Annotated in this window: 12 protein-coding genes; 3 read left to right on the forward strand and 9 right to left on the reverse strand. The window is 70.7% G+C overall.

Features of this window, described 5'->3' with window-relative positions; all coding sequences use genetic code 11:
• Positions 1-53 precede the first annotated feature (53 nt).
• The 8 genes from FNH04_RS29380 to FNH04_RS29415 all read right to left on the reverse strand — a co-directional run bounded on the left by FNH04_RS29380 (position 54) and on the right by FNH04_RS29415 (position 7,551).
• Entirely contained in the window at positions 54-1,430 is a 1,377-nt protein-coding gene (locus tag FNH04_RS29380; protein ID WP_152788811.1) for an alkaline phosphatase family protein, read from the reverse strand.
• The gene (eboE, locus tag FNH04_RS29385) at positions 1,427-2,623 is read right to left on the reverse strand and encodes a metabolite traffic protein EboE (RefSeq protein WP_322724171.1); all 1,197 of its coding nucleotides are present in this window, start codon (positions 2,621-2,623) and stop codon (positions 1,427-1,429) included. Before eboE ends, FNH04_RS29380 begins: the two co-directional genes overlap by 4 nt.
• A 7-nt stretch (positions 2,624-2,630) precedes the next feature.
• Positions 2,631-3,485: a TatD family hydrolase gene (locus FNH04_RS29390; RefSeq protein ID WP_152788812.1), complete on the reverse strand. Its 855-nt coding sequence runs from the start codon at positions 3,483-3,485 to the stop codon at positions 2,631-2,633.
• Positions 3,485-4,216, reverse strand: coding sequence for an EboA domain-containing protein (locus tag FNH04_RS29395; RefSeq protein WP_322724172.1), 732 nt, complete (start codon positions 4,214-4,216; stop codon positions 3,485-3,487). Before FNH04_RS29395 ends, FNH04_RS29390 begins: the two co-directional genes overlap by 1 nt.
• A gap of 80 nt (positions 4,217-4,296) precedes the next feature.
• Entirely contained in the window at positions 4,297-5,148 is an 852-nt protein-coding gene (locus tag FNH04_RS29400) for a sugar phosphate isomerase/epimerase family protein (RefSeq protein WP_152788820.1), read from the reverse strand.
• 5 nt (positions 5,149-5,153) lie between these two features.
• Positions 5,154-6,053, reverse strand: coding sequence for an SCO3242 family prenyltransferase (locus FNH04_RS29405; protein ID WP_152788821.1), 900 nt, complete (start codon positions 6,051-6,053; stop codon positions 5,154-5,156).
• Between the two features lie 502 nt (positions 6,054-6,555).
• Entirely contained in the window at positions 6,556-6,759 is a 204-nt protein-coding gene (locus FNH04_RS29410) for a hypothetical protein (RefSeq protein WP_228031682.1), read from the reverse strand.
• A 468-nt stretch (positions 6,760-7,227) separates the two neighbouring features.
• Complete coding sequence (locus FNH04_RS29415) at positions 7,228-7,551, reverse strand: NIPSNAP family protein (protein ID WP_194236855.1); 324 nt, start codon at positions 7,549-7,551, stop codon at positions 7,228-7,230.
• Between the two features lie 104 nt (positions 7,552-7,655).
• On the opposite strand from FNH04_RS29415, the gene FNH04_RS29420 reads away from it, so the two are divergent.
• On the forward strand, positions 7,656-8,300 hold the full coding sequence (locus FNH04_RS29420; RefSeq protein ID WP_152788815.1) for a TetR/AcrR family transcriptional regulator: 645 nt from the start codon (positions 7,656-7,658) through the stop codon (positions 8,298-8,300).
• Between the two features lie 275 nt (positions 8,301-8,575).
• On the opposite strand, the gene FNH04_RS29425 is transcribed toward FNH04_RS29420, so the two are convergent.
• A complete protein-coding gene (locus FNH04_RS29425; protein ID WP_322724174.1) occupies positions 8,576-9,181 on the reverse strand; it encodes a TetR/AcrR family transcriptional regulator in 606 nt (201 codons plus the stop codon).
• A 408-nt stretch (positions 9,182-9,589) separates the two neighbouring features.
• Between FNH04_RS29425 and FNH04_RS29430 the strand changes: the two genes are divergently transcribed.
• Both FNH04_RS29430 and FNH04_RS29435 read left to right on the forward strand, forming a co-directional pair.
• The gene (locus FNH04_RS29430; RefSeq protein ID WP_152788817.1) at positions 9,590-10,798 is read left to right on the forward strand and encodes an oxygenase MpaB family protein; all 1,209 of its coding nucleotides are present in this window, start codon (positions 9,590-9,592) and stop codon (positions 10,796-10,798) included.
• Positions 10,799-11,091: 293 nt separating this feature from the next.
• Complete coding sequence (locus FNH04_RS29435; RefSeq protein ID WP_152788818.1) at positions 11,092-12,612, forward strand: MFS transporter; 1,521 nt, start codon at positions 11,092-11,094, stop codon at positions 12,610-12,612.
• Positions 12,613-12,616: the final 4 nt, after the last annotated feature.

Raw genomic sequence — 12,616 nt, forward strand, 5'->3', positions numbered from 1 at the left:
GGGGCAGCAGGCTGTCCGTCGGGCTCATGTGGGGGGCTCCAGTGGTTGACTGTTCAGGGAGTGGTGATTCCGGCCAGGCCGAGGAGGAGATCCTTGACGTCGGTCGCGTCGATCTCGTCGCGCGCGGGTCCGGGCCGCGAGCACAGCAGGACGGGGGTGTCCTGCGGGTCGTGCGGAAGGCGGCCGTGGCTGCCGCGCACGGCGGAGGGGTCCAGGGGGACGGTCCGGATGCGGTAGCGCATGCCGAGTTTCTTGCGGGCGACCTGGGCCGCGGCACGTGCCTTCACGCCGGGCACGGTGGGATCGTAGAAGAGTTCGGCGGGGTCGTAGCCGGGCTTGCGGTGGATCTCGACCTGGCGGGCGAAGTCCGGGGCCATGTCGTCGTCCAGCCAGTAGTAGTACGTGAACCAGGCGTCGGAGTCGGCTACGGCGACCAGCTCTCCGGAGCGTTCGTGCGCGAGCCCGTGCCGGGCCTTGCCCTGCTCGTCGAGGACCTCGTCCACGCCGTCGAGTCCGGCGACGATCTCGGCGGTCTTGGCGATGTCGGCGGGGTCACGGACGTACACGTGGGCGATCTGGTGGTCGGCGACGGCGAAGGCGCGGGAGGTCCACGGGTCGAGGTACTCCATGCCGTCCTGCGTGTGGACTTCGAGAAGCCCGGCCCGGCGCAGGGCACGGTTGATGTCGACCGGGCGGGACACGGGGCTGATGCCGTACTCGCTCAGGATCACGACCGTGGCGTCCTCGCGCTCGAAATGCTCCAGCAGGGGGCGCAGCGCGTCGTCGAGGCGTCGTGCCTCGCGGGCGGACTGCGGTGAGGCGGGGCCGGAGCGCTGGGGCTCGTAGTCCAGGTGCGGCACATAGACGAGGGTCAGGTCGGGGCGGTGCTCGTCGAAGATCTGGCGGGAGGCGGCGAGGATCCACTGGGAGGAGGGCAGGCTCGCGTTGGGGCCCCAGTAGGTGAACATGGGGAAGGTGCCGAGCCTGCTGGTGAGTTCGTCGTGCAGGGCGGGCGGCCGGGTGTAGCAGTCCGGTTCCTTGCGGCCGTCGGAGTAGTACACGGGGCGCGGGGTGACGGTGAAGTCGACATCCGCGCCCATGGCGTACCACCAGCAGATGTTGGCCACCGTGTAGCCGGGGTTGCTCCTGCGCGCGGTGTGCCACAGCTTCTCGCCGCCGACCAGCGCGTTGTGCTGGCGCCACAGCAGGACTTCGCCCAGGTCGCGGAAGTACCAGCCGTTGCCGACGACGCCGTGTTCGGAGGGCGGTGCGCCGGTGAGGAGGGTGGACTGCACGGAGCAGGTCACGGCGGGCAGCACGGTGTTCAGCCGGGCCTGGAAGCCCTGTTCGGCGACGGCCGAGACGGCGGGCATGTGACGCAGCATGCGCGGGGTGAGGCCGACGATGTTCAGGACGACCGTTCTCGTCATGAGACGTGTTCCTTTCGCAGGTGTGCGGTGGGTTCCCGGGTGACTCCGAGTTCCTCGAACCGGTCGCGGATCCAGGCCAGTTCGGCGGCCAGACCGGCGACCAGACCGCCGCGGTCGTGCGGCCGCAGGTGTTGGGGCAGGACCGTCCAGGTGTAGGTCTCGACCTCGACGTGCTCGCAGACGGCCTGCGGGCCTCCGAGCAGCTCTTTCAGAGCGACAATCAGTTCGGGCGCCGTGGTGCGCAGCGGTGGGTCGGGCTCGGCGTGGAGCGGCGCGTGGAAGTGCACCCGCCAGGCGGAGCCCGGGTCCAGCCCTCCGGCCAGGGCCTCCGGGAGATCGTCCACGCCGGTGACGGCACCGTGCGGGGCCGTACGCGTCTGATGCAGGAAGCGGGGTTCGGCGAACCGGGCCAGGGCGCGGCGCACCTCCGGGTCGGCGGGGTCGTCGGCCTGCAGGGCGCTGGACGCCTGCACCTTGACGACCGGGAGTCCTGCCTCGGCGAGGCGGCGCAGCGCGTCGGCCGGTTCCTCGAACTGCACGGCGAGATGGCAGGTGTCCAGGCAGACGCCGAGCCGCTCGGGGTCCAGTCCGCCGAGTTCCCGGGCGGCCTGGACGGTGTTCTCGATCACGCACCCGGGCTCGGGTTCGAACCCGACCCGGATCGTACGGCCCGTCTCACGCTCCACCTCGGCCAGTTCGGCGGCGAGTTGGTCCAGCGCCCGGCGGGCGGCGTCACGGGCGGCGGTCGGCCAGGGGGTGCGCCAGGCCAGGGGCAGGGTCGAGACACTGCCCCGTCGGGCGTCGTCGGGCAGCAGTCCGGCGAGGACGCGGGCGCAGTCCGCGGTGTAGCGCAGGCGGGCGGGGGCGCTCCAGTCGGGCAGGTAGACGTCCTTCTTGACCACCTCGCGGTGGAATCCCTCATAGGGGAAGGCGTTGAGCGTGACAGTCTCCAGGCCGCGTGCCGTCAGTTCGCCGCGCAGTCGGCGCACGGTGTCGGGGCGGGCGGTCAGTTCGGCGACCACGTCGTGGGCGAGCCACAGGCCGATACCGAGCAGGTCGGCGCCCAGGGCCTCCCGTACGGGCCCGGCGTAGTCGGCGAGTTGGTCCAGCACGCCGTCGAGGTTCTCGGCCTGGTGGACGTTGCTGCAGTAGGCGAGGTGGACGGTCGTACCGTCGGCATGCCGGAAGCGCACGGCAGGTTCACTCTCCGCCGCGTCTGATCGAGTTGCCCGCGAAGAGGGCCGTGTCGTCCGGCTTGACCTCTTCGAGGTCCAGTCGGCCGCTCTGCCCGTAGAAGGCCACCGGGTTGCGCCACATGACCTCGTCGACGGCGTCGTCGTCGAAGCCGCCGGCGAGCATCGCGTCCGCGGTCTTCCTGGTCTTCAGGGGATCGCTGCGGCCCCAGTCGGCGGCCGAGTTGACGAGCTTCCGCCCGGTGCCGTGCTCCTGCAGGATCCGCACCATGCGGTCCTCGCTCATCTTGGTGTCCGGGTAGACGGAGAAACCCATCCAGCAGCCGCTGTCGGCGACCAGGCCCACGGTGAGTTCGTTGAGGTGGTCGACCAGGACACGCTCGGGCGGGATGCCGGACTCACGGACCACGTCGAGGGTACGGCGGGTGCCGACGGCCTTGTCGCGGTGCGGGGTGTGCACCAGGACCGGCAGCTCGAACTCGACGGCGAGTGCGAGCTGCCGGGCCAGCGCCTCGTCCTCCTCGGGAGTCATCGAGTCGTAGCCGATCTCCCCCACCGCCACCACCCTGTCCTTGGCCAGATACCGCGGCAGTACGTCCAACACCGCCGCGCACCGGGGGTCGTTGGCCTCTTTCGGGTTGAGGGCGATCGTGCAGCGGTGCTGGATACCGAACTGGGCGGCACGGTAGGGCTCCCAGCCGAGGAGCGCGTCGAAGTAGTCGGTGAAGCTGTCCACCGAGGTGCGCGGCTGGCCCAGCCAGAACGAGGGTTCCACGACCGCGCGGACACCGGCCGCGTACATGGCTTCGTAGTCGTCGGTGGTGCGTGAGGTCATGTGGATGTGGGGGTCGAAGATGCGCATCACGAGGCTCCTGCGGGCGCGGTGGCGGAGTATGCGGTGAGGGCCCGAACGGCCGCGGCGCGGCGGTCGGGCACGGGTGAGTCGGCTTCGGCGGGCAGCCCGGAGGCTTCCAGCACACCGGCATGGGCACGCACGATCGGCCAGACGTCCGCGGGGATGTCACGGCCTGCCGCGACCCGCTCGTGGGCGAAGTCGGCCAGCATGCGGGCGAGTTCGCGGTCGGCGCGCTCGTCGAGGCCCGCGACCCGGTCGAGGGGGATCTCGCAGAAGACGCATTTCAGTACGGCCTGACGGTAGCCGTCCTGGTCCAGGTGACGTGCGGCGTACGGCCCGAGGGCAGCGGCGATCAGATCGGTGTCGTTGCCTCGCAGCGCCTCACGCACCAGGGGCAGTCCCAGGCCGGCGAAGGAGGGGTCCGCGTCCTCCAGGAGGGCCAGCGAGCGCAGCACCGCGCGCTGTTCGGCGGGTTCGCCGTACCGGTGAAGGGCGGTGATCTCCTCGGCAAGTTCCGCTCCGCGCAGCGGCAGGGCGGCGAGCAGCCTCACCCGTGCGGCGTCGGCCACCGTCCAGCCGGCGGCGAGGGGTCCGCGCCCACAGCGCCGGCCGACGGCGGGGAAGACGGTACGCACGGCTGTCAGGTCCTGGCTGACGCGGACGACGGCATCCACCAGCCAACGCCGCGCGTCGCCGGTGAGTTGTCGGTCCAGGGCGGCGCGGATATGTGGGTCCACGGCATACCTCCTGTTCGGATGCGCGTACGGCGATTCCCGTAGCGCAGTGGAGAGACGATGGTGTGACGGAGGATGCGGCGTCAGTGCGGCTCGGCGGCCCTCAGGAACTCCAGGGAGCGGCGGGCGACGTCAGGGGCGTTCAGGGACGCACTCTGGATCTCCACCGAGACCGGTCCCTGGTAGCCGGAGTTCTTCAGCGCGGCCAGCACGGGCGGGAAGTCGATCTCGCCCGCGCCGAATTCGAGATGCTCGTGCACGCCGCGCCGCATGTCCTCGATCTGCACGTTCACCAGGTGCGGCGCCGCCAGCGCCACGCAGTCGAGCAGGGGCAGGTTCTCGACACAGTGCGCGTGGCCGATGTCGAGCGTGACACCGAACAGAACGGGGTCGCCGAGCCGACGCCGCAGCTCCAGCGCCCGTTGCACGGTGTCAACGAACATGTACGGCTCGGGCTCGAACCCGAGGGCCACGCCATGCTCACGGGCGACGTCCAGGACCTGTTCGCAGCCCGCGGCCAGCCGCTTCCATGCCTCCTCCTCCGACACGCCCTCCGGCGCCGGACCGCTGCACAGGTGGACGGCCGGGGCACCCAGGTCGGCCGCGACGCGTATCGCGCGGGCCAGCAGGCCGACGCGCCGCTCGACGCCGTGGGCCGACATCAGGGTGGGGACGTGCTTGTGCCACGGGTCCAGCAGGTACGGCGCCCCGGTCTCCACCATGACGGTCAGGCCGAGTCGGCCCAACCGCCGCGCAAGGTGGGCGACCTGCCGGGGCAGGTCGACGGCGAACGGGTCGAGATGGCCGTGGTCGAGGGTGAGACCGACCGAGTCGTAGCCCAGGTCCGCGAGCACGGCCAGCACGTCGTCGAGCCGGTGACAGGCGAAGCCGTTGGTCCCGAAACCGAACCGCAGCCGCCCGGCGGCCGCAGGCATCAAGGTCACGTGGGTGACACCTTCCGGGCGAGCCTGCGCGCCAGCGGATGCGCCACGGCCAGCACCCCGGCCGCCACCGCTCCCCCGCCACCCGCGGTGAGCGCCGCCTGAAGGGGCATCAGCGACATGATCCCGGTACCGACGGCACTCCGGACGTTCGCCGCGGACGGTTCCCGCGCCGCGCGCACCTGCGCCGTGCCGTACGAGGCGAGGTAGCCGAGAGCGCCGGCCGCCGCGCCGATCCGCGCCGCCCGGCTCCCTCGCCGTACGGCGGGAAGTGCCGCGGCGGCCAAGGCGGTCGCGGTACTGCCGACCAGCGTGGCGGCGGGCACCGCGCGCGGCGCTCCGGACACCTCATGACGGCTCAGCGCCGTCACGGTGTAGGTGTGCGCGCCGATCAGCAGGGCGGCCGGCAGCGCGGACGACCTGCGGCCGGGCTCCGCTCCGGCCAGCACGTTCAGCGCCCGTGCGCCTGCCATGGCGGCCGGTCCGGCCGGGGTGGACTTCAGGCCGAGGTCGTACGCCCAGACCAGTCCGGTCAGCGGCAGCGCGACGCCGAGTGCCCGCCGGCCGCCGGTCAGGGTGGCGAGGCCGAGGCCCGCGGCGGTGAGCCCGCACGCGGTGGCCAGCGCGGTGCGGCGGGCGACGCGCCCGGACGGTACGGGGCGTTGGGGGCGCTCCACCGCGTCGACGGTCGCGTCGGCGTAGTCGTTCAGAGCCATCCCGGCCCAGTAGAGAGCGACGGAAGACGCCATGGTGCCGACGATGCGGGGCCCTGGCCGCCCCACGCTCGCGACAGCACCGGCGAGGACGTCACCGGGCACGCTCAACGCCGCGGGGAGACGAATCAGCTGCGCCAGATCGGCAAAGCGGGGGGAATGACCGGAGTCGTTCGGGCCGTGCATGATCGAACCGTAGCGGTTGCTTGAAGCTTCACACATGTTCGATCCTCGATTTTCTTGCAAAGAAGATGTGAGCACGGTGCACCTGGGCTCCTACTGGTCAGACGCTGCCCACCGGGCTCGGGGCACCTTCTGCGCCCTGGGAGCCGGTCCGGCCCTCAGCAGCCAGGAGACAGACACACCCTCGCGCGCAAAGCCCTCACCGACCGTGACACCGTTGAGGCGGCATGTCGTAGGCGTCGCCTGGCAGGCCCGTCTCCCAGGTGCGCACCCGGTCCCACTGATCCAGCAGGACCATCGGGCCGGCGGAACAACCGCCCCCTCGACACCCAGCGGACGCCCGCCGCCCGGCCTCCGCGGGCCACCACCGCACGGCCGTCCAGGACCCCGAGCCTCACGAGACCCCTTTCTCGGATGTGGGCGTACCACGGTCCTCGTCCAGTCGGCCGACAGGCACGCGCACGACGCCCAGCCGTTCGACGCCGGCCCCGACGACGCCACCGGTCTACGACACGGAGGCCGCTTTGCGTTGATGCGTCAGGAGTCCGAAGAACGCAGCAGTGAAACCGCTGATGAGACCACTCACGGCGTGATTGACGGCGTTGGCCGCCTCACCGTCGGGCACGCCGACGATCAGGTAATTGATGACAGCGCTCACCACTGCCCCGATCGCTCCCGCCATGAGGCCCGATTTCAGCGAGGTGCGCACGGCGGACGGTGATGCGGTCCTGGGTTTCGGAGTGGGCATCCTGGTCATCGTCGGCTGTCCTTTCCCGTGCGGCCGGGACCGACCCGACCGATGTGTGTGCGGCTCTCCCTCCCCGGGGACAACCGGTCCGAACTGGACTGTCGTCAGCGGCTCCGCCCTGGCGTCTGCGCTGATCCGTAGGTGACGATCGCCGCACACGCGCTCACCCGATCGGTCGCCGAGAACGCCGGTGACCGGGCGCCGCTCAGTGCGTGCAGCGGGCGACAGGCGATGCGGGTGGTCGACACCCTTCTTCGACTCTCATGTCTGTCCGCGCCCGGCCGGGGAGGCCAAGGACGCCGTCGGTCGGCGCGGCGGGCATTCCCTCGCCCGGCAATCACGAACCCGGCCGCAGCCACCGCGCAATCCATGACGCGGCCGCGGCCGACCGGTAGGCGGTCGGCCGCGGCAACCCCGCGCCCGGTGCTCCTACTGAAGGGGGGAGCTGGCTGTCGGGGTAAGACGCTTCACCTCCACTCCGACGATCTTCGATACGTCGAAGTCTTCGATGTCGCTGGCGAATCCGGGGCTCTGCATGTACCGCATGCCCAGCTCGTCGGGGTCACTGCCCTCCGGGTAGGACGCCAGGACGTACAGCCGCGGCTCTTCGTCCTGAGGTCCGGTCCAGATGCCGTGGCCCCCAATGCCGAACTCCTTGCTGCTGGACGCGTGGCGGGGGTAGACGACGTCCTTGTAGAAGTCCAGGTCCTCACGGCTGGCCAGCGTGTAGGTGCGCAGTTCGTAGATGCCCATGTCGATCTCCTCACGTAGTGGTAGGGGGATCCCGGTCCCAAGCGGGCCGACGCCCAAAAATAGAGCGACCGCTCCATTTAGCATTGGAGTGTACGCTCTAATCCGTGACCGGACAACAACCGCCCTCCGCAAAGACCCCCGAAGGACTGCGCACGCCCCTGCAGTCACGAAGCCGGCAGTCGACCGACCGCATGCTCGACGCCGCACTGGCCATCCTCGACCGCGAGGGAATGGAAGGACTGAGCATCGCCGCCGTCAGCCGGGAGTCAGGGGTGTCCAACGGCGCCCTCTACCACCGCTTCGGCGACCGCCACGGCCTGCTCGTCGCCGCCCAGGACCGCTTCCTCGGCGGCATCGTGACCGACTGGCTGAGCACGTCGGAATCACTGTGGGCCCTGGACGACCCGGACGAACTCCTGGCGCGGTTGGTGGACTTGTTCCTCCGCGTCTTCACCGAGCGACGCTCGGTGTTCCACGCCTTCATGGTCACCGGACGCGCCGACCCCGACCTCTACGCCCAGGGCGTCGGCATGATGAAGGACGCAGCCGACCACTTCGCCTCCCACCTCGGCGCCCGTTTCGGCTGCTCACCCTCTGCCGCCGCCACCGCCCACCAGGTCATGCACGGCCAAGCAGTCCTCCTCGTCCTCTCCGACGAGACACACACCACACCGACCGGCACCACCCCCGAGGGATACCGTCACCACCTCGTACGCGCCCTCAAAGCGATCCTGGAACCCACCAGCTGACATCCCCGCAGCCGCCCCCTCGGACCACCAGGGGAAAGCCACGGCACCACTCCGCCGGTTCGCGTCGCAGGCACGGCGCGATCGCCACCGATCCGCCTCACGCACCAGGCCTGATGCCGGAGATACTGCGACGGCGGCCTCATGCGCACCCGCACACCGGCGACACACCCCTGCCCGGACCAGCCGATGCCCACCGGACACGAGACGCACGGGAAAAACCGACGCCCGCTGCCGCAGCGCCGCGTGAAGGCCCCGACCGGATGTCTGGATCATGCTCAGGCCCGGTCTGCCGTACCTGTTGCGAGCAGCCCGTTGACCACGAGCGTCGCCAGCAATTGCGCCGTTGCCGCGAGCTGCTGGGGCGAGGCGTTCTCGGACCTTCCCAGGCGCAGGGCCAATGGTGCCTCCAGCATTCCGGAGACGGGACTCACGATGGCGAAGAACAGCACGTCCATCGGGACAGGCGCCATACGCCCGGAAGCGACGAGCCGGTCGACGGCGGGCAGGAGCAGCTCGAGGAGCGGGGCGATGTAGTGCTCGTACAGATGATCCAACCGCTCGGCGTCCCGGGAGAACTCGTCCACCATGAGCCGTCCGATCAAGGGCGCGTCCACGGCGCTCCAGTAGAGGCCGGCGATGAACTGCCTGAGCTGCTCGGCCTCGTCGGCGGAGGGATCCGGCTGCGGCATGCGCGCCAGCTGTACCCCCAGCGCACAGTCCACGACCGCACGCCAGAACGCCGCCTTGGAGCCGTACCTGTCGTTGATGAAGTTGTGACTGACGCCGAGACGGCGGGCCAGCTCGCGCGCCGACGCCCGGTCGTACCCCAGCTCCGCGAACGCTTCGAGCCCGCGCCGCAGGACGCTCTGCTCCTCCAGCACCGCGGGAGCACCCGCACCAGAACGTCCCGGCCGTCGAGCGGCTTCGGCTCTTGCTCCCATCCCTGCCTCCATGACGGGTTGATGGCGCCTGCAAGCCGTGCGATCCGCAGACGTCGTGACCGTTGAGTCGTCGCGCGCTGCCCGAAGAGCCCCGCCCCCGAACGCCCGATCGGCCCCGCATTCGCCCCGAGGCCCACGAGCACTGTACTTGACGACTGTCAGATTAAGAGTAATCTGACGTGTGTCAGACAGTTTCCGGTGTGAGGAGTGACGCGTGATCGTCTGCCCTTCGTGGGCCGACCCGCGCGGACCGCAGTGGACCAGCAGGCGACCACAGTCCTCACCTCGCGGCCGAGCCAGGCACGACACGCGCCCGGCTTGTCCGCCCCCCTTGGGAGTGAGAGCCACATGACCGCACACCACCCGTCCCGCGAATCCTCCGAGCGCGTGGTCGACCTGGAAGCGACGCGCCGTCGCAACGGCGGGCAGGGCGACGACCTGGTGGCCATGCTCACCGCCGGGGACCCGCTCGCCGACGCCGTCATCGCCGAACTGGACATCGTCGGCCCGCGAGCACGGCAGGCCCTCGACGCCGGCCTCCGGCACGGCCTGGCACGTCTCGACGAACGGCCTCCCGAAGCCGTCGCCGCGCTCCTGAACCAGGTGGAGAGCCCCCCTCCCGGGGTCGACCCCCTGTTGCCCCACCGGGGCGATGTGGTGAGCCTGTCGGTGCCCCCGATGTGGTTCGGTCTCTGCTCGATCACCAGTGCTCTCACGCACATCCACTCCTCCCCGGCCGTCGCCCGGCTGCTGCTCCGCACGGGCCGGCCGGCGGACATGGCGACGCACCGGCTCGTGGAGACCGGGGTATGGGCACGGCAGATCATCCGGCCGGGCGGGCTGCTGCGCGGAGAGCCGGGGCACGTGGCCACGGTTCAGGTCCGGCTGGGCCATGCCCGTATGCGGGCCAGGTCCCTCCAGGACTGGGACACGGGCGTGCGCGGCCTGCCGGTCGGCCAGCTCGACATGGCCCGCACGTGGCTCGGTTTCACCGTCGTGGCGTTCCAGGCTCTTGCCGCCGTCGGCATCGACACCACCCCCGACGAGGAACGAAGCCTGTACAGGTACTGGGCCCATGTCGCCCATCTCCTGGGCCTCGACGAGAGGCTCTGGAAGGACGTGACCGACCACGCCCGTGCCCGTCGGCTGCAGAGCCGGCTCGACACCATGACGCCCGCACCCGACGAGAACGTAACTGAGCTGACGGCGACCATGGTCGACGCACAGGCACGGGCGATGGCCTCCGCACCGGGCGCCGTCCTGTCCGAGGAGCAACTGCGCGCGCTCATCCACAGCGTGCTGCGGCGGGCTTTCGGGGAGAACACGGCGGACCGCCTGGGCATCCCCCTCCCCACCGCGACCGGTCTCATGCCGCTCATCGGCAAACTCAACCGCGAGGCCCGGTACTGGCAGACCTTCTCCCCCGCCTCGGCCGGAGAGGCCCGCCGCCGCGCACTCACCGGGCCCGGACCCGAGCTCATCGGGGCCGTCCTCCCCAGCACCACCGCGAACCGGTGGCCGGCCAGGGCCGACGCCTCGGGTGTTCCGGCGGCCTGACCCCTGCTCCAGCAACGACGCGCGGTCCCGCAATGGCCGCTCCCGACCAGGCGTGACACCCGCCTTACCGCGCGACGGCCGACAGCCGACAGCCGACCGCGCAGGTCGCCGCAGGCCCCGTGGCCCTCGCTCAGCCGAGCGTCACGCGCCTGACCGGGGCGGGTGACTCATCGGTTGCCACGCCGATCATCGGTTGCCACACCGACCGAACCAGGTGACGGACTCCGATGAAGCAGCCGTCCCTCCCGGCACCACCCGCTTTTCCCTTGTCTCACCACTTCTGGAGTCTCGTCATGTCTCACACCGCGACCGACGCACCGGACACGCCCACCGTGTCCGTGTCCGCGTCCCCGTCCCCGTCCACCGACGCACCACCTCCCCATCGCTGGTGGATCCTCGTCGTCATCGGCCTGGCCCAGCTCATGGTGGTGCTGGACGCGACCATCGTGAACATCGCGCTGCCCTCGGCCCAGCAGGACCTGGGCTTCTCCGACGGCGACCGGCAGTGGGTCGTCACCGCCTACGCACTCGCCTTCGGCAGCCTGCTGCTGCTCGGCGGACGTATCGCCGACCTCTTCGGCCGCAAGATGACCTTCCTCGTCGGCCTGGTCGGCTTCGCCGGCATGTCCGCCCTCGGCGGTGCCGCCACCAGCTTCGAGATGCTCATCGTCGCCCGCGCCGGGCAGGGCCTGTTCGGCGCGCTCCTCGCACCGGCCGCGCTGTCCCTGCTGACCGTGACGTTCACCGACGCCAAGGAACGCGCCAAGGCCTTCGGCGTGTACGGCGCCATCGCCGGCGCCGGCGGCGCCGTCGGCCTGCTGCTCGGCGGTGTACTGACCGAGTACCTCGACTGGCGCTGGACCCTCTACGTCAACCTCGCCTTCGCGGCCGCCGCCTTCATAGGCGGTGTGATCCTGCTCCAGCGCACCAGCCGCGACAAGACCGCCAAGATCGACGTCCCGGGCGCCATCCTCGTCGGCGGCGGTCTGTTCTGCCTGGTCTACGGCTTCGCCAACGCCGAGAGCCACGACTGGAGCTCCGTGGAGACCTGGGGCTTCCTGGTCGCCGGAGGCGTCCTGCTGGCCGCGTTCACCTGGTGGCAGACCAAGGCCGCGCACCCGCTGCTGCCCCTGCGCATCCTGCTGGACCGGAACCGCGGAGCGTCCTTCATCTCCGTCCTGATCATCGGCGCCGCCATGTTCGGCGTCTTCCTCTTCCTCACCTACTACCTCCAGCAGACCCTCGGCTACACCCCCATCGAGACCGGCCTGGCCTTCCTGCCCATGATCGCCGCGCTCATGGTGACCTCCACCCTGGCCACCACCTCACTCGTCCCCCGCTTCGGCCCCAAGCCGGTCGTCCCGCTGGGCATGGGCGTCGCGGCCGCCGGCATGGTCTGGCTGACCGGCCTCGACCTGGGCAGCTCCTACGCCGCCCACATCCTGCCCCCGCTGATCGTGGCCGGCCTCGGCATGGGCCTGATCATGGCCCCCGCCATGAGCCTGGCCACCGAGGGTGTCGCCGCCGAGGACTCCGGCGTCGCCTCCGCCGCCGTCAACACCATGCAGCAGGTCGGCGGGTCCCTCGGCACCGCCCTCCTCAACACCCTCTTCTCCAGTGCCGTCACCAACTACATCGACGGCAGGAACCCCAAGGACCCCATGGTCCTCGCCCAGGCCGGCCTGGAGGGCTACTCCACCGCCTACTGGTGGTCCGCCGCCTTCTTCGCCGCCGGACTCGTCATCAGCGTCCTCCTCTACCGCCGCGGCGCCCCCGTCCACAACCCCGACGCCGCACCCGTCGTCCACATGTAGACCT

This window comes from Streptomyces phyllanthi (assembly GCF_009377205.1).
Classification (GTDB): Bacteria; Actinomycetota; Actinomycetes; order Streptomycetales; family Streptomycetaceae; genus Streptomyces; species Streptomyces phyllanthi.

Bases quoted from the DNA above. Each gene is read 5' to 3' on its own strand.
- FNH04_RS29380 (WP_152788811.1), bottom strand. From the start codon at position 1,430: ATGACGAGAACGGTCGTCCTGAACATCGTCGGCCTCACCCCGCGCATG.
- FNH04_RS29390 (WP_152788812.1), bottom strand. From the start codon at position 3,485: ATGCGCATCTTCGACCCCCACATCCACATGACCTCACGCACCACCGAC.
- FNH04_RS29400 (WP_152788820.1), bottom strand. From the start codon at position 5,148: ATGCCTGCGGCCGCCGGGCGGCTGCGGTTCGGTTTCGGGACCAACGGC.
- FNH04_RS29405 (WP_152788821.1), bottom strand. From the start codon at position 6,053: ATGCACGGCCCGAACGACTCCGGTCATTCCCCCCGCTTTGCCGATCTG.
- FNH04_RS29415 (WP_194236855.1), bottom strand. From the start codon at position 7,551: ATGGGCATCTACGAACTGCGCACCTACACGCTGGCCAGCCGTGAGGAC.
- FNH04_RS29430 (WP_152788817.1), top strand. From the start codon at position 9,590: ATGACCGCACACCACCCGTCCCGCGAATCCTCCGAGCGCGTGGTCGAC.
- FNH04_RS29435 (WP_152788818.1), top strand. From the start codon at position 11,092: ATGTCTCACACCGCGACCGACGCACCGGACACGCCCACCGTGTCCGTG.